Genomic DNA, 19,536 nt, shown 5'->3' on the forward strand with positions numbered 1-19,536 from the left:
GAGTCGCATAGGATGCAGCAATGGCTCATGTATCCGCGGCAGAGCGCCGCCCACAACTGATCAAGGCCGCCATCGACCTGATGACCAGGGAAGGCCTCGCCGCGGGCAGCACTCGCGCCATCGCCGCCGAGCTGGGTGTGGCACAGGCGACCGTGCACTACACGTTCGGCACGAAGGAAGACCTCTACCGGGCCGTCATGGAGCAGCTCACCGAGGACCTGGTCGCCCAGGTGGAGCAGACCGCGCCCACGGACGCGAGCTTCGAGAAGACCGTCGTCACACTCGCCGAGGCCCTTTGGCACACCGTGCTGCAACAGCCCGCGTCGCACCAGATCCTCAACGAGCTGGCCATGTTCGCCCTGCGTACGCCCCGGCTCAAGGAGGCACTGCAGAGCCACTACCGCAACATCACGGCAGTAACGGCGCAGCTGATCAGCGAGGCCGCCGAACGTACCGGCCACCAGTTGGCCCAGCCCGCCGAGACGATCGCGAGGTTCTTCCTCGCCGGCTTCGACGGGCTGACGATGCAGCACCTCTCGCTGCCGGACGAGGAAGCCGAAAGGGTCTGCCTGCGGGCCTTGGTCTCGGCCGTCCTCGCCATGGCCTGAGGTGACCGGGTAGCTGAACCGGCGACCAAGCCGACACCCCGCCGGGTGGGTCCCCGGCGGGGTGGGCGGGTGAGGTAGTTGCCGTCGCGGACCATCTCGCCGTGACTGATGTCCTCCGTCCAGGCGCCGCCGGGGAAGGTGACGTTGTTGCGGCCGGCGAAGGGTTCGTTCTCCGTAGCGGCCAGGGGGTCCAACTGCCGGTGAGGCTGGTGTCGGAGACGGCGACCACGGCACGGGCCTGGTTGCAGTCGCTGCCGGGTTGCAGTCGCTGCCGTTCTCCTTGTGCATCGACATCACGAAGTGGGCGATGCCGTCGGCCTTCACCGGCGACTCACTGCGGCCGTGCATCGGGCCGGCGCGGTACGCACGCCTGTACCCGGCGCGCAGCCTGGCCCGGGCGGGGCCCCCTGCCGGCCGGCGGCTCGGACGCGGGCGCTGCGCGCCGGCTGCACGACGGCGGCTCGGGAACCGTTCGGCCGGGCCGACGGGCCGATCTGACGGCATGCGGGAAGGGTCTTCACAGCCGTTCACTTGTGAAGACCCTGTGCACCGCAGGATTCCTGGCCCGGCCGCAAACGACCCGTCCGGAACCGCCTCAGACCAGGCTCAGCAGGGCCTCGGCCGAGAACGGGCGCAGCTCGGCGTGGCGGCCCTCGCGGATCTTGGCCACCCATTCCGGGTCCGAGAGCAGCAGGCGCCCGACGGCCACGAGGTCGAACTCGTCCCGTTCCATCAGTTCGACCAGGCGGTCCAGGGAACCGTTCGCCGCGCCCTTGCCCTCGATGAGGGCGCTCTGGAACTCGCTGTCGTCGAGCCCGACCGAACCGACGGCGACCGTCGGCAGGCCGGTCAGCTTCTTCACCCAGCCCGCGAGGGAGAGTTCGGAACCGGCGAACTCCGGCAGCCAGAAGCGCCTGGTGGAGCAGTCGATGACATCGGCACCCGCCTCGATCAGCGGGCCCAGCAGCAGTTCCAGCTCGTCGGGCGTGGTCGCCAGCCGAGCGCCGAAGTCGCCGACGGTCCACTGGGAGATCCGCAGGAAGATCGGGAAGTCGTACCCCGCCGCTGCCCGGCACGCTGCCACCACCTCGGCGGCGAACCGGGTGCGGCCTCCGAGGTCACCGCCGTATCCATCGGTGCGGGTGTTCGACTCGGGACGAAGAAACTGGTCGATCAGGTAACCGTGTCCGCCGTGCAGTTCAAGACCGTCGAAGCCCAGTCGTTTGGCGTCCGCGGCGGCCCGGCCGAAGGCGGCGACCACCTCGGCGATGTCGGACTCGGAGAGCGTGGCCGGCCCTGCGGCGGGCACCTGCGGATCGGGTACGCCGTCGCCCTTGCGTTCCAGGCCGGCGTGCCACAGCTGCGGGATGATTTGGCCGCCCGCCGCGTGCACGGCAGCCACGACGCCGGCCCAGCCCGCGAGGGCGTCCTCGCCGTGGAAGCGGGGCACGGTGGTGGCCGGGGCAGCGGCGGCGTGGCCCACGACCGTCCCTTCGGTGACGATGAGGCCGACGCCGCCCCGGGCCCGTCGCGCGTAGTACTCGGCGACCTCAGGACCGGGCACGCCGTTCGGCGAGAAGTTCCGGGTCATCGGCGCCATGGCGATCCGGTTGGGCAGGCTCAGCCCGCCCACCGTGAAAGGGCGGAACAGCGGCGCCACCGCGGGTACGGAAGCGGGCACGGGGACGGCGGTTCGGGCAGCAGCCGGACTGGTGGTGCCGGGCATGGGGGCTCCCTCGGAGTTGTCGGGTCAGGGGGTGCTGTGGCTGTGTGCAAGCCCCGTCGTCAGCTGCGCGCTCATGCATGCGGGGCAAGGGGCTCAGGGACGGTGGCAAGCCGGTGCACTCGGGCCGGGAGGATCACCGCAGGCGGTTTCCGTGCACCGCCGGCTACCGGCAGGGCTCGGCAGCTCATCGCACTGTCACACGGAGCGGCGCGCGGCAGCAGTCGAGACCAACCGGTAGCCGGCGGCCGTCTCGCTGCGAGCCAGTTCCACGGCATGCTGCAGGCTCATCAACGCGGGCAGTCCGAAGATGTCGACGATGGTGGCGAGCCGCTGTTCGACGGTGCCGCCGACCACGTGGTACGGGATCCGGAGCTCGTCGAGCGTGCCGCGCAGCAGCTCGTCGGACATCTCCCGGAACCGCTCGGAGACCGGCCGGTGCCCATCGGCGACCAGGTCGAACTCCACCGGCAGATGGATGAAGACGTCGTAGGACCGCCGCGCGTGATCCTTCAGCACCGCACCCATGCCGTCGATCACCTCCTCGTAGAAGTCCGGGGCCGCCTCACCCGCCTCGTAGCCGTCGGTGGGATGGAGCCCGGCGCGGACGCGGACCTTGCCGTAGACCCACTCGTGCAGCGACGAGCCGTCGGAGAGGAAGCCGTCGGCGAGGTGGGACTCGTGCACGGCGCGCTCGGCGAACCGGCGGATGCCGAGCTGGATCAGCTCGGACGCCGTGCACTCCTCCAGGCGCTTGTCCGGCAGCACGTCGGCGAGGATCTCGCGCATGGTCCGGGCGTGGGTGCGCGGAATTCCCGTGAGGTGGGAGAGAGCGATGGTCGTCGTGGTCTTGCCCGTGCTGTACGTGCCGGAGACGGCCAGTCTCTTCCTGCCCGTCCTGCCCGTCCTGCCCGTCCTGCCCGTCCTGCCCGTCCTGCCCGTCCTGCCCGTCCTGCTCGGCACGGCTGTCGTGGGGGTGAACCCGGTCGTCGTCATCGCAGCCCTCGGTTCGGTAGTCGGTGTGCCACGGAGAAGCCTCCGGTGATGCCGTGGAACGCGTAGCCGAGATCGCAGACCCGCCAGGTGTCGTCGGCGATGGACAGCACGCGGGTGTCCTCGATCCGCGCGTGCACGGGGAACGCGTGATCCAGCGGGCGCAGCGGCAGACGCGTGGACAGGGCCGCGTGGCGCAGCCAGAGGGTGTCGCTGGCGCCGCGATCGATGCCGTCGATCTCGTACAGCAGGACCTGGGCGAGCTGGCCCATGACGGTGATCGCGTCGATCATGGACACGCTGGGCGCGTAGGCCGCCTCGAGGCCGGTGGAGCGCAGGGGGCTTTCGCCGAGTGCGGGCGTGATGTGGGCGGTGGCGTCCACCCGTGCGGCCTCCCGGTCGACGCTGAGGCCCGTGACGTGCTGGCCGCGGTGTCGGAACAGCTCGGCGAAGTACCGCCGGTGCGGCTCCCGCAGGGTCTCCTCGGCACTCGCGTGGCGCGTCTGCGCGCCGTCGGGCCGGTATCCGCCTGACACCTCGTGCTGGACCTCGCACCAGACCTCCATCGAGCCGATGCGGGACCGGATCGGGGAGGCGCGCAGGCCCTCCATGACGTGCACCGACTCGGCGGGACGGGCGACGCCGTGCACGGCGAGGCGGTCGAGGTCCTCATGCGGATGGGCACCGGCCCGCATCCGGACGCTCCGCAGCCACATCCGCGAGCGGGCACCGGCGTCGAGACGGTAGGCGTGGCCGATCAGGATCTCGGCCAGCTGCGCTCCCAGCACCAGGGCGTCGACGCTGCTGAGGTGGGGGACTAGTGCGGTGCCGGTGCCCTTCGCGGACCAGTCGGACGGGTAGCTCACGGACGCACGGGCGGTCACCTCGGTGAACTCGGCCCGCCCGACGACACTGATGGCCGCCAGCCGCTGCCGCACGCGCCGGAAGCCGCCGCCGAAGTAGCGGCGCTCACCGGGGCCGAGATAGTCGTCGATTTCGGGGACGACCAGCCGGGTCCCCCTCGGGTCCGTCACGACCGACTCGTAGGGGCGATCCGCGCGGGCCGACGGCTCGTCCAAGGAGCAGCCATGAGCTCGTGGAACATCTCGTAGGAGGAGAGCAGGGGCGTGGCCGGGGCTGTCGGTGCGGGAGCCGCGGGCGGGCGTGGCAGGGACGGACGTGGAAGGGACGGGCGTGCAGTGGCGGCGTGCATGTCGGGCTTCCTGTCGGGTCGACGGGCGGGATCACAGGCCGAGCAGGTCGTCCATGTGCCGGTCCCGGGAGAGCACCGCACGGGCGATGCCGGCGTGGTCCGGGTGGTCCGGGGCGTCGAGGCGCGCCCACAGGTCGCGCAGCCGGAACCGTGCGGCCGTGCAGTGAACGTCCGTGAGCCGCTGGTGCCCGTCGCCCTCGGCCGCGGCGAGGACCGCCGCCGTGCCGAACAGTTCGCGGGCGATCCGGCCGAGCAGCAGCAGCGGAAACTGCTGGGCGGGCCGCTCCTTCTCCCCCGCCACGAGGGCGGCGACCTCACGGCAGGCGGCCGGGAAGCGGGCCAGGTCCTCGTGCAGGGTCCGCAGGTGACCGGCGTTGCGCGCGGAGAAGTTCTCGGTGGCCGCGAAGGCGCCCGAGGAGGCGTCGTGTGCGGCGGCGGGCGGGGGCGCGTCCGCGGTGTGCGCGAGGAGGGCCCGGCCTGTCTGCAGGTCGACCAGGTCGTCGACACCGCCGGCCGTCCGCAGCATCCTGGCATCCCGGAACGCCCGCTCCAGCGGTACGGGCAGTGCCCCGCGCCGGCGTTTCGAGCGGACGGTCTCCAGCCCTTCGCCGCCCAGGAGCGAGACCGTGCGGTCCACGACCCGGGTGCACGCCTCGGTGCAGAGGTTGCGGGCGATCATGCGTTCGAGCCAGCGGTCGTCGGGTGCCGGGGAGCCCAGGCTCCAGCGGACCACCGCGTCCATGGCGCGTACGTCTGCCGCGTTGGCCGCGAGCGTGCGCTGGATGAGGTCGTACTCCCCCAGGCCGATGCCGTCGATGCGCCGACGTGCCACGAACTCCCGTGACCAGCGCAGGCAGTTGCGGGCGATGGCGAGTGCCGGGGCCGCCTGGATGAGCATCCGGGCGGTCAGGACGGCCGACATCAGCCGGGGGGTGTGCCGGGGGTCGCCGTGCGGAACCGTCACCACATGGTCCCTGGGTATGGTCACCCCGTTCAGGCGCAGCCAACCGTTGGGCAGCCCCCGTACACCCAGGTATTCCAGTCCGGCCCGTACCTCGAAGCCGGGGGCCCGCGTGTCCACTACGGCCAGGCCGACTCGGGGGCCGTCCTCCTCCCGTACGGTCACGGTGACGCCCAGCAGGTCGGCGACGGGTCCGTTGCTGATGAACAGCTTGTCGCCGCTGAGCACATACGCCGAGCCGTCGAGAGTCGGGTCCGCGGTGGTCGCCGGCCACTGGTTGCCCTGTCCGGCGGGCTCCGAGTCCGCGAAGCCGGAGATCATGCCTTCGGCGGTACGGCGCCGGATCAGGTCGCGCAGTGAGCCGTGCGGCAGTGTCGGCAGCAGCGACGTGCCCACCCCGATGCCGTTGTGGACGGCGAGCATGAATCCGATCGCGGTGGACCGGGAGGCGACCGCCTCGACGGCCCGGAAGACCTCGTACGGCGACAGCGCGAGCCCGCCGAGGTCCTTGCCCGCCGCCAGCCGGAAGGCGCCGAGGTCCCTCAGGCGCGCGATCAGGAACGGGGGGATCTCTCCTTCCCGGTCGACGGCGTCCGGGTCGGCCTCGGTGTCGAGGAAGGCCAGGAGCCGTGCCACCTCCGCCGGCTGTTCGGCGCTCTGCGACAGGGATGAGCCGCGCCAGGCGTCGAACGCCGGGCGGCCGCTGGTCAGGGCGGTCAGGAAGGTCGGCGCGGCACCCGTCACAGGGCGCTCCGTGGAAACCTGGACGGTCATCTCATGCCTCCCGGACCTGGCTCGCGGCGGTCTGGTCGGCGGACCGGACCGTGTCGAGGAGCAGGTGCAGTCCCAAAGCGGTCTCGAAGTCGGGCACGGTGCGCGAGCCGGTCCGGATGTCCCGGGCCAGCGCGGTGTACAGCTCCGCCACGTTGCGTACGGCGGTGTCGGGTACGTCCACCGCCGTACGGCACGTCGGCGGGATGGGCACTTCCTGCCGACCGTCCGCGGCGCCATCCTCCGCCCCGTACAGGCGGATGTCGCTGACCTGGATGCCGTGTCCCGCGGCGGGCCCCTCGGAGACGAGGGCGAGACTGCCGCGGGTGCCGGAGAACTCGAAGCGGGTGCGGGCGTGGCCGGCTTTGCCGTCGTGGATGTGCACCGACACGGGGACGCCGGTGACCAGGAACCCGCCGATGAGGATGTGGTCGGCGGTGGTGGCGCCGACGCTCTCGGCGGTGTCGGAGACGGTCAGCCTGGGCTGCTGGACGGACAGGGAGGCCGAGAGCCGGCCGATGGCCCCGCACAGGAACTCCAGCAGATCCAGCGTGTGCCCGCCGGCGACCTCCAGGGTCCCGGCGCCGTTGCGCCGGTCGAGCGTGTACACGGAGTCGGAGGTGACGGTGCCGCCCGCTCCCTTGGCCCGCGCGGCATACACGTTCACCCCGGTGACCCGGCCGATGGCGCCGGAGCTGAGCAGCCGGCGGGCGTGGCGGACCGCGGGCGCGTGCCGGGCCTGGAGGCCGACCGCGTGGTGGACGCCGGCCTTCCCGGCGGCCGCGGCCATCACCTCGGCCTCCTTGGTGGTGCGCGCGAGCGGCCACTCGCAGTAGACGTGCTTTCCCGCATCCAGGGCCGGCAGGACGAGCTCGGCATGGTCCGGCGTCTTCACCGCGACGACGACCAGGTCCACGTCGGGGTGGCCGCTCAGTCGGGCCGGGTCGGTGAAGGCGTGGGCGGCTCCGTAGTGTTCGGCGGCACGGCGGGCGCTGCCGGAGCGGGTGGTGGCGACCGCCGTGATCTCGTAGTCCGGCAGGGCGGTCAGGGCCGGCAGGTGCGACATCCTGGCCCAGCCCCGCTCGGTGCCGGCGCCGATGACGCCTACGCGGATCGGTTCGCTCATGGCTTCTTCCCTCGTCTGGGGGACGGAACGGAGTGAGGGGGTGCACCGGGGCGGAGCCGACGGCGGGGGAATCGGCCGGCCCCGCCCCGGTGCCGTTCGGGGTGGGTCAGGAGAGCGCGGCCAGTTCCTCGCCGAGGATGCGGACCGCGGTGGTGATCTGCTCCTCCGTGTGCTCGGAGGTGATGAAGAACCGCAGCCGGGCGAGGCGCTCCTCCACCGCCGGGTGCAGGATCGGGTTGGCGCTGACACCGCGGGCGTAGAGGCGGTCGGCGAGGCGGAGCGCCTTGTCGGAGTCGCCGGTGATCGCGGGCACGACCGGGGTGCCCTCGCTGGTGCCCACGTCGACGCCCGCCTCAGCCGCGAGCCGCAGGAACAGCGCCGCGTTGTCGTGCAGTCGGGTGACCCGCTCGGGCTCCTCGCGGATCAGCCGCAGCGCGGTGAGCGCGGCCGCGGTGGACGCCGGGGGCAGGCCCGCGCTGAAGACGAAGCCCGGCAGGGTGTACCGGAAGTGCTCGATCAGCTCCCGTCGCCCGGCCACGTAACCGCCGCAGCTGGCCAGCGACTTGGACAGGGTGCCCATCCACACGTCCACGTCGTCCGGGTTGACCCCGGAGAACTGGGCCATGCCGCCGCCGGTCTTGCCCATGACGCCGATGCTGTGGGCCTCGTCCACCATGAGCAGGGCATCGTGCTTCTGCTTGACGGCGATGAGTGCGGGCAGGTCGGAGGTGTCGCCGTCCATGCTGTACACGCCCTCCACCACGACCAGCACCCGCCGGTAGTTCTCCCGCACATGGCTGAGGATGCGGTCGAGGGCCACGAGGTCGTTGTGCGGGAAGGGCTGCCGGGCGGCGCCCGACTGGCGGCAGCCCTGGATGATGCTGTCGTGCGCGAGGGAGTCGTGCAGGATCAGGTCCTCGGGTCCCATCAGGTGCCCGATGACCGTGACGTTGGTGGCGTGCCCGCTGACCAGGCTCACGGCGTCCTGGGCGCCGACGAGTTCGGCAAGGCCCCGGTCGAGTTCCTCGTGCAGCGGGCGGTTGCCGGAGAGGATGCGGGCGGCGGACACCGAGGAGCCGTAGCGCTCGACGGCGTCCTGGATCGCCGCGGCGACCTCCGGATGCCCCGACAGACCCAGGTAGTTGTAGCTGGAGAACGAGATCAGCTCGCGCTCACCGACCCGGGTGGTGTCCCGGATGGTGCCCTCGTGCGGCAGGAAGTACGGGTTGACGACGCCGGATGCCTCGATCGTGCGCTTACGCTCCAGTGAGGCGAGGACCTCCGGGAACACCCGGACGTCGGCGGCCTCGCGACGGTCTGCGGCCGTACGGGATCGCCCGGCGGGTGCGGCGGGGCTGTTCTCGGACGCCTGCGGTGCGACCGGTGTCCGCGGCGCGGGAATCCGTGCCATGGGCTGCACGCCGAGGCGGTCCTCGATGGTCGTGACCAGATCGCCGATCGTGGCGATGTCCATCATCTCCGCGGCCTTCACCTGAAGGTCCGGCCACTTGCTGCGCAGCCGGGTGGCCAGCTCCGCCAGCATGATCGAGTCGAACCCGAGGTCGGTGGCGAAGACCTGCTCGGGGCGCAGGAATTCCTCGGGGTAGGCGCTGACCTTGGCTATCCCGGCATACACCGCCGCCCGCACCTCGTCGGAGCCGGCCACGACCGGTGCCGCGGGGGGCTCGACGGACGCCATCTGAGGTGCCGGTCCCGCATGCGCGGCCTCGGGCAGCCTCTCCTCGATCCGTTCCCCGACGGGCGCGGCGATCGTGTGGACGGCCGCCGACGGCAGGTTCCGGCCGGCCGGGTCGAAGGACTGGAGCAGGGACACCTGGGCGTGCAGGAACTCGATGAGACCGCTCATCCTCGGCTCTCCGATCGGGGAGGTGGCAAGGGGGGAGGGAATGACCGTGCGAAGGCTCGGCTCGGGGACGCGGGTGCCGGACGGTTCGGTCGCCGTCGTCGCCGTCGTCGCGGCGGGGCTCGGGATCACCACGCGCCGCTTGGTACGGCCCGTGCCGGTACGGACGGTGTACACCGACGTCTCCAGGGGGGACGGCGGAAGGGACAGCAGCCGGCCGCCCGCTGCGGGGAGGAGCACGGCCGGGTCCAACGGCGCCCCGGCCACGGCGAGCCGGCCGAGCGCGGTGAGGAAGGCGCGGCCGTCGTCCGACCGGCCCGTCGTCAGCGGAACCAGTTGCAGATCCGCGCCGGCCTCGCTGCGTCCGGCCATGCGCAGCAGGGTGTCGCCGCCGTAAACCTGTACGAGGAAGCGGGCGCCTGTCGCGGCCACCGATCGCACGGCGTCGGTGAACCGTACGGGGGCGGTGTTGTGGCGGGACCACAGATGCTTGATCTCCTGCGGTTCCCGGCACTCCTGGCCGCTGACGCCGGAGATGAAGGTGCGGGTGGGTTCGGTCAGCGGTAGGCCCGCGATGGTCTCGGCCATCGCCTCGTCGGCCGCCGCGACCAGGGGCGAGTGGAAGGCGTGCGAGACCCGCAGCCGGACCGCGGCGACGCCCTGTTCCGCGCAGTGGGCACGCAACGCCTCCACGGTCTCGGCGCTGCCGCTGAACACGAGCTGGCCCTCGTGGTTGTAGCAGGCGGGCCAGACCCCGTCCACGGCTTGGGCCAGCCGCTCGGCCTCGGCGAGGGGCGCCTGTACGGCGAGCATGGCGCCGGTTCCGGCCGGTACGGCCGTAGCCAGCGCCGCACCCCTGCGTGTCATGAACCTGACAGCATCAGGGGCGGCGAACGCCCCGGCCGCGACCGCGGCGGGGAACTCACCGACGCTGTGGCCGACCGCGACATCGGGCCGGATTCCGCAGGCGGCGAGGAGTTCGACAGTGCCCGCACCCGTAATGCCCAGCGCCGGCTGGCACATGTCGGTCACCATCAGGGCGGCCTGCGCATCGCTGTCGTCGGCGTCGTGCGATTCCCACAGCAGCCGGGGCAGCGCCTGCGGCACCGTCTCGGACTCCTCGGCGGTCACGGCGGCCAGCTCGGCCGCGCGCCCCGCCAGCGAGGGGAACCGACGGACGAGGTCCGCGAGCATGCCGGGACGCTGCGAGCCCTGGCCCGGGAAGGCGAAGGCGATGCGGCGCTCCTCGGCGGGCAGTGGCCGCGCCGCCGCGTGGATGCCGGGCGCCAGCTCCCCGAGCGCCCCGTCCGCCAACCGCCCTGCGGCGACCTGGAGCCGGTCGAGCAGTTCCTCTCGGGTCGCGGCGACGAACGCGAGGCGGGCGGTGAGCAGATCACGACGGGCCAGGGTGTGGGCCACCTCGGCGGGTGTGGCCTCCGGGTCCGCGGCAACCGACCTGCGGACATCCTCGGCATGCCGGGCGAGATCCGGGACGGACCCGGCGGAGAACAGGAACAGCCAGGGCTCGGCCGGCAGTCGGCCCTCTCCTGCCTGCGCGGGCACAGCTGCCGGAGCGCCTTCCAGGACGGCGTGCACGTTCGTCCCGCCGAAGCCGAACGAGCTGACCCCCGCCCGGCGCAGGCCGTCATGCGGCCACTCCTGTGCGGTCGTGGTGAGACGCAGGTCCGACGCGCCGAGGTCCAGCGTGCCGTTGACCTGGATCTCCGCGGGCTGCGGCGGTACGACGCCGTGGTGGACGGCGAGCGCCGCCTTCACCAGTCCCGCCGCCCCGGCCGCGGACAGCGTGTGCCCGATCAGCGCCTTGGAGGAGGAGACGTAGCACGGCTCGGAGGAGCCCGACTCGGAGCGCAGCAGCCCGATCGCCTCGATCTCGGTCCGGTCGCCGACGGGCGTGCCCGTGCCGTGCGCCTCCAGCAGGTCGATCTGCCCCGGAGCGATCCCGGCGTCCCGGTAGGCGGCGCGCAGGGCGGCGAGCTGCCCCTGGGCCTGCGGGGTCATCGGACCGCCGCCCCGGCCGTCGTTGGCGGACCCGACGCCGGTGATGACGGCGTAGATGCGGTCGCCGGCCGCGAGGGCGTCCTCCACCGGGCGAAGCACCAGGGTCGCCCCGCCCTCGCCGAGCACGAATCCGTCGGCACGCTCGTCGAACGGCCGGCACACACCCTGGCGGGACAGCGCGCCGGACCGGGCGAAACCGACCAGGGGCGTCGGCGACAGACTGATGTACACGCCGCCCACGAGAGCGATGGAACAGGCGCCCGAGCGCAGGCTCCGCACCGCCGCGTCCAGCGCCACGAGTGCAGAGGAGCAGGCCGCGTCCAGGGAGACGGAGGGGCCGCCCAGGTCGAGGACCTCGCTCACCGTGCAGGGGACCATGTTGGCCAAAGCCCCGGGAATGGTGAAGGAGTTCATGGGCATCAGGGAGGAATCGGTCGCCTCGTGCAGCCGGGCCAGCAGCTCCGGGTCGCTCTCACCGTCGTGGAACGAGCCGTCCGCCAGCAGGTTCGCGGTGATGCGGGACACACTGATGTCCCGGTGGTCGAGCGAGGTCACCCCGGCGAAGACACCCGTTCGGGCCCGGTCGAACCCGCTGCGCTCCCAGCCGGCGTCCTGGAGCGCCTCCCGCGCAAGGTCCACGAACAGCTTCGCCTGCGGGTCCATCGTGCGGGCCCGGCGGGGCGGAATGCCGTAATGGGCGGGCGCGAACCGGTCGACCTCCGGCAGGAACGCGACCTGGTCGGTGTAGACACCGTGCGGTTCCCTGAAATCGCCCGGCCGATAGTAGGCGGAGTGGTCCCAGCGATTCGCGGGGACCGCCGAGAACTGCGGCTCGGCATTCACCAGGAGTTTCCAGAACTCGCCGACATTGGCGGCTCCGGGAAATCGGCACGACATGCCGACAATAGCCATACCAGCCACGGACGCTACCTCGATCCGCATCGATTGCGAAAATGGCTCGACGCCAGGCATTGCGGGCGGCGAAGTGCATGTGCCCGCCAATGGCGCCGACGACAGAGAGCTTGACCTCGGTTGCGGAGCGTGCGCAAGCCGCCTTCTCAACCAGTGAAAAGGAAACCTGTGAGACACCTGTGGAATGAGGGAAAGATCAGATTCCAGTCGAATGGAAGATTGCCGACAGGTGAGAAAGCGATCCGGGGCGGTGAAGGAAAGAGGAACTCGCCTTCCCCGCGCGAAGGTCAGATCCCGGCGCCGGACCCCGTGGAGCGCAGACCGACCTGATGGGCCAGCACGACGACCGTCTTCTCGAAGAGGGTGTCACGGTCGTCGATCACCCGGTTGAACTGCCCGAACACCTCGAAACTGATCAGGCCGAAGAGCTGCGCCCAGGCGGCGGCCAGCCGCGGCGCGACCGCTGCCGGAAGGGTGCGGTCGGGCTGTTCGAGCAGTCGGCGGACGTCCTCGGCGACGACCGAGTCGCAGTCCGCCGCCGGAAGGTCCGGCTCGGTGAGGACGCCGGCCTCATGGGCGGCCTCCGCCACCGCGAGCAGGACCAGGGCGACCCGGGAGGCCGGGGCCACGGTGTCCTGCGGGGCGGCGTAGCCGGGCACGGGCGAACCGTAGATCAGCGCGTACTCGTGCGGATGATCCAGCGCCCAGCCACGCACGGCGCGGCAGACCTCACCCCATGCATGCAGCGGATCCGCGGCCCCGGCCTTGGCGAGGGCGGACTCCGCGACCTCGCCGATGGCGTCGTACGCGTCGACGATGAGCGCCGTGAGCAGATCGTCCCGGCTCGGGAAGTATCGGTAGAGCGCCGACGAGACCATCCCCAGCTCGCGTGCGACCGCACGCAGCGAGAGTCGCGCCGCGCCCTCGGCGGCGAGCTGCTTGCGGGCCTGGTCCTTGATGGCGCCGGCGACCTCGGCGCGGGCCCTGTCCTTGGCTCCCTGGATGACACCCATGGAGAGCAGTCTGCCACTGACGAGAGCACTGCCCAAGTAGGAGAGCACTGCTCTCGTTGAGAGATCAGTGCTCTTGCACTGAAGCAGTGTTCGCTGTAACACTGCTCTCCGGATAGAGCACTGCTCTCCCACACGAGTGCTCATCACGCCCCCGTTTGCCGTGTTCAGCGGCTGACAGGCGGCCGCTCGGCCCGCGTCCACAGCACAGCGCCGTGCTTCTCACCCGCGTCCGGCCGTCGGTCCCGTTGCAGCCACTCCCCGTTCGACCGACCTCAGCCCAGGGCCGACTTCTGACCGGCTCATGGGCACAGCTGAAGAAAGGAACCCCGTGTGATGGTCACTTCGGTGCCGTCCGGGAGCGACAGGAAGAACCGCCGCGGCCCCTGGTTCACGCTTCTCGCCGGATTACTGTTCCTGCTGGTCGCCGGCGCCGCGAGCGCCGGTGTGCTGGCCAATCTGAAGTCCGGCGGGTTCGACGACCCGCACTCCGACTCGGTGGCCGCCGCCGAGGCTCTGGAACGCTCCTTTCCCGGCAGCCAGCCCAATCTCGTCATCCTGGTCGAGGACCCCAAGGACGGAGCAGACGGCGCCGCGGCCCGTGCCGAGGCCGACGTCATCGACAAGACTGTCTCCGGCACATCCGGCACCCGGGTGGTCGCCTCCTACTTCGACACGCGCGACAAGAGCCTGCGCTCCGGTGACGCGGGACTGATCCTCGTCCGGGTCGACGGCGACGAGAACGAGAGCATGCGGACCGCCGACGATCTGCACGAGGAACTGTCGGACCCCGACGGTGCGGTGCGGGTGTCCTTCGGCGGCATCACCGCGATCAACAACGACATGAACAAGCAGGTCGAGAAGGACATCATCGCGGCTGAGACCATCGCGATCCCGATCACCCTGCTGCTGCTCGTGATCGTCTTCCGGGGGCTGATGGCCGCCCTGCTGCCGATGCTCCTGTCCGTGCTCACCATCATCGGGGCGCTGGCCGCCGTCAACGTCGCCGCGCACTTCACCGACGTCTCGGTCTTCGCCGTCAACCTGATCACCGCGCTCGGCCTCGGCCTGTCGGTCGACTACAGCTTGCTGATCGTCACGCGTTACCGGGAGGAACGCGCGGCCGGTCGCAGCAACGCCGAAGCGCTGCGCATCACCCGCGCGACCGCCGGCCGTACGGTGGCCGTGAGCGGTGGCGTGGTCGGCGCCGCCCTCGCCACGCTGCTCGTCTTCGACCAGTACTTCCTGCGCTCCTTCGCACTGGCGGGCATCGCGGTGGTGCTGTGGGCCGTCCTCGGCTCCCTGTTCCTGCTGCCCGCGTCCCTGGTCCTGCTCGGCGACAGGATCGACGCTCTCGGCCGTCGTCGGCGCACCCGGTCGGTCCCTGCTGCGGAGACCTTCTGGGGCCGCATGGCGGGCCTCGCCTTCCGGCGCCCGGCCCTGTTCGCCACCCCGGTGATCGCCCTGCTGCTGATCATGGCAGTGCCGTTCGCCGGCGCGCAGTTCGGCGTACCGGACGAGCGGGTGCTGCCCACGAGCTCCGAGAGCCGTGTGGTCACCGAGGCCGTACGCGACGACTTCGGCGTCGGCGACGACCGCGCGCTGAACGTGGTCTCCGAGAACTGGAAGGGAACGGAGGCCGAGTTGGAGCGGTACTCCGCGGACCTCTCTGGGACCGCCGGCGTCACCCGGGTCGTCAGCGCCGCCGGCGTGTTCCAGGACGGCTCCAGGATCACCGCGCCCGATCCGCGGACGGCCGCTGCCTTCCGGGACGGGGGCGCGGTCCGGCTCCAGGTCCAGACGGACGTGGTCCCGTACTCCGAGAAGGGCGGCGACCTGGCCCGGGACGTCCGCGCGGTCGAACCGCCCGGCGGCAGCGAGGTCCTGGTCGGCGGTCAAGCTGCCCAGCTGGTGGACATCACCCACTCCATCGCGGACAAACTGCCCCTGGCCATCATCCTGATCAGCGTGCTGAGCCTGTTGTTCCTCTTCCTGCTGACCGGCAGCGTGCTGATGCCCGTCAAGGCACTGGTGTTCAACACGTTCAGCCTCCTCGGCATCCTCGGCGTCGCCGTCTGGATCTTCGTCGACGGCCACCTGTCCGGCCTGCTCGGCTTCACGCCGTCGCCGCTGGCGGTGTCGATGCCGGTGCTGATGTTCTGCATCGCCTTCGGCCTGTCCATGGACTACGAGGTCTTCCTCGTCGCCCGGATCAAGGAACGCCACGACCGCACCGGCCGGCTGGAGAGCTCCGTACGCGAGGGACTCGGCGCGAGCGGCCCCGTCATCACCGCCGCCGCGGCGATCCTCGCGGTGTCCTTCTTCGCCATGCTCAGCTCCGGTGTCTCCTTGATCAAGATGTACGGCCTGGCCACCGGACTCGCCATCGTGATCGACGCCGTCCTGGTGCGCGGCGTGCTGGTGCCGGCCTTCATGCGCGCCGTCGGCCCCTACAACTGGTGGGCGCCGGCCCCGCTCAAGGCACTCCACCGCCGGTTCGGCATCAGCGAGTCCGCCGAGGAGGAACCGGCACCGGCCCCCACCCCGCGCCCCACCTCCGAACCCGAGCCTCAGACGACGGGATCGCGGCCGTGACCGAGACCGAGAGCGCGTCCACGTACCCCCTCGCCCGTCTTCGCGAGGTCGCCGTCACCGCGGCCCGGGCCGCGAACGCCCACAACACCCAGCCCTGGGACCTGCGCTACCACCCCGACCACATCGAGGTCGGCTGGCGCAGGGAGTACGCGCTGGGCCCGAGTGACCCCTCGCACCGGGACCTCAGGCTGTCGCTGGGGACCTATGTCGAGACCCTGCTGATCTGCGCTGCAGAGGCCGGAATCGCCCTGCGCTTCGAGCCCGACCACGACGCCACCGCGGCCCGGGTGGGGCGGATCGTGCCCGACGCGTGGGTCGAACCGAGCACCCGCTCGGTGACCGACGTCGAGGCGCGGCGCGTATGGCGAGGGCCCTGGACACCCGAACAGGTGCCTCGGCCCGTCATCGACCGGTCCCTGAAGACCGCAGAGACGGCCGGTTTCCGGGTGGCCGTCGTGCCCACGGCTGCCGCCCGGCCGCTCCTCGTGCGGGCCTACCACTGGTTCTTCGGCGATGCCGGGATCGCCGCCGAACTGCTGGCCTGGGCCAGGCTCAGCCCCCGCCACCCCGACTACCGGCGGGACGGGCTCAACGACGTGATGCTGGTCCTGAGCAAGGCCGAAGCCGCGGCCATGCGGATGTTCTTCGCCCCTGCCGTGTACCGGGCGCTGCGCCCGCTGGGACTCGTCCGGCTGCTCACCGTCCTGTCCTCCAGCGCGACCAGCGGCGACGGTGTCGTCATGGTCGTCCTCGGCAAGGGGGACGACCCGGCGAGCGAGGTCGAGGCCGGCCGGCTGGTGACCCGGCTCTGGCTGGACCTCTTCCGGGACGGGCTCTACGTCCATCCGCAGAGCCACGTCATCGACTGTCCCGACACGGTCGACGACCTGACCCGGCTGTGTGGAGCCCGGGACGGGGAGCGTCCGCTGGTCTTCTTCCGGGTGGGCCACCCCGCGACCGATCCCTCGGTACGCCCCCGCCATCCTCGCCGCGAGCGGGCGGAGCACATGTCCTCGTGAATTCCTCCTGTCCGCCCGCTTCGGCATCCCCCGGACCGGGCGGACAGGACCTTGATTCCCGGTGGCGGTGTTTCCGCTGTTCGACAGAGAAGAAGACATGAAGAAGGGGGTGCCGTCGAATGTCCAGCTCAGACACCCCGGCGGATCGTTCGGTCGTGGAGCGCACTCTGGGCGTCCTGGGCGCCTTTGACGTCGGCAAGGCGGCGCTGACCGTGAGCGAGATCAGCAGGCGGTCAGGAATACCGGTGGCCACCGCCTACCGTATTGTCTCGAAACTCGTTTCCTGGGGAGCTCTGGAACGCGCGGAGGGCAATAAATACACCATCGGTGTCCGGCTCTGGGAAATCTCCCTGCTGGCACCCAGACATTCCGCATTACGGGAAGCGGCCATCCCGTCCATGTTCGAGCTGCGTTCCGTGACACGCTGCGCCGTCCTGCTCTCCGTGCGGGACGGAAACGAGGGAATCTGCCTGGAGAGCGTCTCGGGCGGCGTCAGACCGCTGCACCGGTCGTGGTCCAGAGGGCACCGCTTCCCCCTCCATGCCACGGCCTGCGGAAGAGTCCTCCTCTCCGACGCCGGCTCCACCGTCCAGGAAGAGATCTACGCCGGCGGCCTGCGCCGGTACACGGACCGCACCGTCACCGACCCCTCCGTCCTGCGCGGCCTCGTGGAGAAGGCCGGGCGGCAGGGGTTCGCCGTGTCCCACGGCGAGTTGCTGCAGGGGGTCGTGGAGATCGCCACGCTGATCCGTGACGGCAACGGGGTCGTAGTGGGTGCCGTCGGTCTGATCACCGGCAGTGAGACCGTCGAGCATGTCCGGCGCACCGTCGGCCCCCTGATGGCGGCCGCCCGGCAGGTCTCCCGGAACCTCGATCCGGTCCAGGCGCCCCGGAGCGGAGCACCCCCGACGCCCGCGCGAGCATCCCGGCCCCGCGCCGACCGGACCCAGGACGCCGGCGCGTAGAGCCCGCACGTCCCGACGCTTCGCCCCGCCCCGCCCCGCGAGCTGAAGCTCCGCCCTCCCAGAGCCCCATGCCGCCCTTCCCGCGGAAGCCGGCTCACCGAGAGCAACGCCCATCACGAGTAGAGGAGACGCACATGAACGCCGTACAGGAAGAAGTCCTCAGCGGTCTGGCCACCATCGTCAACGAGATCGCCGGAGTCGCGCCCGACGAGGTTCTGCCCCACAGGTCCTTCGCCGACGACCTCGACGTCGACTCCCTGTCCATGGTCGAGGTCGTGGTCGCCGCGGAGGAGAGGTTCGGGGTCACCATCCCGGACGAGGCCGCCGGCCGGATGAAGACCGTGAGCGACGCCATCGACTACATACTCGCCAACCGCTGACGGCTTTGGAGTGATTCTCATGCACTCGACAGATCGCAAGGTGGTCGTGACCGGAGTCGGAGCGACCACACCGCTGGGCGGTGACAGCCCGACCACGTGGCAGGGGCTGCTGGCCGGCCGCTCCGCAGTGCGGCTGCTGACGCACGCGTGGGCCGCCGAGACCCCGGTGCGGATAGGCGCGGAGATCGCGGTGGAGCCCACCGAACGCCTGTCCAGGACCGAAGCCCGCAAGCTCGACCGCTCCACCCAGTTCGCCCTGATCGCGGCGCGCGAGGCATGGGCCGACGCGGGCTTCACCGCCCCGGCAGGCACGGATGGCTCCGTCGACCCCGACCGGCTCGGCGTGGTCATCTCCTCCGCCATCGGAGGGGTGACGTCGCTGCTCCAGCAGTACGACATCCTCCGGGACCAGGGTGTCCGCAAGGTCTCCCCCCACACCATCCCGATGATGCTGCCCAACACGCAGGGTGCCAACGTCGGACTGGACCTCAATGCCCGGGCCGGGGTGCACTCACCCGTCAGCGCGTGCGCCTCGGGCTCCGAGTCGGTCGGATACGCCATCGACATGATCCGCACGGGCCGGGCCGACATCGTGGTCGCCGGCGGCACGGAGGCCGCGATCCACCCGCTCAACATGGCCGGCTTCGGCAACATGATGGCCATGTCCAAGCGCAACGACGCCCCGGCCGCGGCCTCGCGCCCGTACGACGCGGCACGGGACGGCTTCGTCATCGGTGAGGGCTCCGGCGTCGTCGTACTCGAAGCGGCGGAGCATGCCGCGCGGCGCGGTGCCCGCGTCTACGCGGAGGCCGTCGGGCAAGGGCTCTCCGCCGACAGCCACCACGTCACCCAACCGGAGCCGACCGGCCGGGGCATCGCCGCCGCGCTCACTGGGTTGCTGGACTCCTGCGATCTGAGGCCGACGGAGATCGTGCACGTCAACGCGCACGCGACGTCGACCCCCAAGGGCGATGTGGCCGAGGTGAAGGCGCTGCGCAAGGTCCTCGGTGACGCCATGGAGCATGTGGCGGTGTCGGCCACGAAATCCATGACCGGGCATCTCCTCGGTGGGGCCGGTGGCGTCGAGACCGTGGCGACGGTCCTCGCCCTGCACCACCGGCTCGCCCCGCCGACCATCAACATCGATGACCTCGACCCGGAGGTCGAGGCGGACATCGTCCGAGACGAACCCCGGGCTCTGCCCGACGGGCCGATCGCCGCCCTCAACAACTCGTTCGGCTTCGGCGGCCACAACGTGGTGCTCGCCTTCCGCACGGTCTGACCCTCGGCGGCTGCCGTATGGGGCTGCGTTCGGGATTGGCCGCCCGAAGCATGCAGATCACAGTCTCCCCAGAGCTCCGAATCGTAATCAACCGC

At 71.3% G+C, this 19,536-nt stretch carries 13 protein-coding genes and 1 pseudogene; 6 read left to right on the forward strand and 8 right to left on the reverse strand.

The genetic code is table 11. The annotated features are described in order from the left end of the window. Positions 1–20: 20 nt before the first annotated feature. Complete coding sequence (locus AB5J49_RS05960; RefSeq protein WP_369167387.1) at positions 21–608, forward strand: TetR/AcrR family transcriptional regulator; 588 nt, start codon at positions 21–23, stop codon at positions 606–608. A 125-nt stretch (positions 609–733) separates the two neighbouring features. On the opposite strand, the pseudogene AB5J49_RS05965 reads toward AB5J49_RS05960, so the two are convergent. The 8 genes and pseudogenes from AB5J49_RS05965 to AB5J49_RS06000 form a co-directional block, all read right to left on the reverse strand. Further along, a pseudogene (locus tag AB5J49_RS05965) lies at positions 734–802 on the reverse strand (hypothetical protein); the annotation flags it as partial. Positions 803–1,203: 401 nt separating this feature from the next. Continuing rightward, the gene (locus AB5J49_RS05970) at positions 1,204–2,334 is read right to left on the reverse strand and encodes an NADH:flavin oxidoreductase (protein ID WP_369167388.1); all 1,131 of its coding nucleotides are present in this window, start codon (positions 2,332–2,334) and stop codon (positions 1,204–1,206) included. 195 nt (positions 2,335–2,529) lie between these two features. Beyond that, positions 2,530–3,327 carry an AAA family ATPase gene (locus tag AB5J49_RS05975; RefSeq protein WP_369167389.1) on the reverse strand — a complete coding sequence of 266 codons (798 nt, stop codon included), beginning with the start codon at positions 3,325–3,327 and terminating at the stop codon, positions 2,530–2,532. Then, positions 3,324–4,358, reverse strand: coding sequence for an AvrD family protein (locus tag AB5J49_RS05980; RefSeq protein WP_369167390.1), 1,035 nt, complete (start codon positions 4,356–4,358; stop codon positions 3,324–3,326). The genes AB5J49_RS05975 and AB5J49_RS05980 overlap by 4 nt, the downstream gene beginning before the upstream one ends. 210 nt (positions 4,359–4,568) lie before the next feature. Beyond that, on the reverse strand, positions 4,569–6,272 hold the full coding sequence (locus AB5J49_RS05985; RefSeq protein ID WP_369167391.1) for an acyl-CoA dehydrogenase family protein: 1,704 nt from the start codon (positions 6,270–6,272) through the stop codon (positions 4,569–4,571). Between the two features lies 1 nt (position 6,273). Continuing rightward, positions 6,274–7,395, reverse strand: a complete 1,122-nt coding sequence (locus tag AB5J49_RS05990) for a Gfo/Idh/MocA family protein (protein ID WP_369167392.1) — start codon at positions 7,393–7,395, stop codon at positions 6,274–6,276. A gap of 106 nt (positions 7,396–7,501) precedes the next feature. Beyond that, positions 7,502–12,190, reverse strand: coding sequence for an aminotransferase class I/II-fold pyridoxal phosphate-dependent enzyme (locus AB5J49_RS05995; RefSeq protein WP_369167393.1), 4,689 nt, complete (start codon positions 12,188–12,190; stop codon positions 7,502–7,504). Between the two features lie 287 nt (positions 12,191–12,477). After that, entirely contained in the window at positions 12,478–13,203 is a 726-nt protein-coding gene (locus AB5J49_RS06000) for a TetR/AcrR family transcriptional regulator (RefSeq protein WP_369167394.1), read from the reverse strand. Positions 13,204–13,536: 333 nt separating this feature from the next. Here AB5J49_RS06000 and AB5J49_RS06005 point away from each other — a divergent pair, with 333 nt between their 5' ends. The 5 genes from AB5J49_RS06005 to AB5J49_RS06025 all read left to right on the forward strand — a co-directional run bounded on the left by AB5J49_RS06005 (position 13,537) and on the right by AB5J49_RS06025 (position 19,441). Then, positions 13,537–15,795 carry an MMPL family transporter gene (locus AB5J49_RS06005; RefSeq protein WP_369175057.1) on the forward strand — a complete coding sequence of 753 codons (2,259 nt, stop codon included), beginning with the start codon at positions 13,537–13,539 and terminating at the stop codon, positions 15,793–15,795. Then, positions 15,792–16,814, forward strand: a complete 1,023-nt coding sequence (locus tag AB5J49_RS06010; protein ID WP_369167395.1) for a hypothetical protein — start codon at positions 15,792–15,794, stop codon at positions 16,812–16,814. Before AB5J49_RS06005 ends, AB5J49_RS06010 begins: the two co-directional genes overlap by 4 nt. A gap of 119 nt (positions 16,815–16,933) precedes the next feature. Then, a complete protein-coding gene (locus AB5J49_RS06015) occupies positions 16,934–17,779 on the forward strand; it encodes an IclR family transcriptional regulator (RefSeq protein ID WP_369167396.1) in 846 nt (281 codons plus the stop codon). A gap of 134 nt (positions 17,780–17,913) precedes the next feature. Then, positions 17,914–18,159: an acyl carrier protein gene (locus AB5J49_RS06020; RefSeq protein ID WP_369167397.1), complete on the forward strand. Its 246-nt coding sequence runs from the start codon at positions 17,914–17,916 to the stop codon at positions 18,157–18,159. A gap of 19 nt (positions 18,160–18,178) precedes the next feature. Then, entirely contained in the window at positions 18,179–19,441 is a 1,263-nt protein-coding gene (locus tag AB5J49_RS06025; protein ID WP_369167398.1) for a beta-ketoacyl synthase, read from the forward strand. The last annotated feature ends 95 nt before the right edge of the window (positions 19,442–19,536 follow it).

The organism is Streptomyces sp. R28, from assembly GCF_041052385.1.
GTDB lineage: Bacteria > Actinomycetota > Actinomycetes > Streptomycetales > Streptomycetaceae > Streptomyces.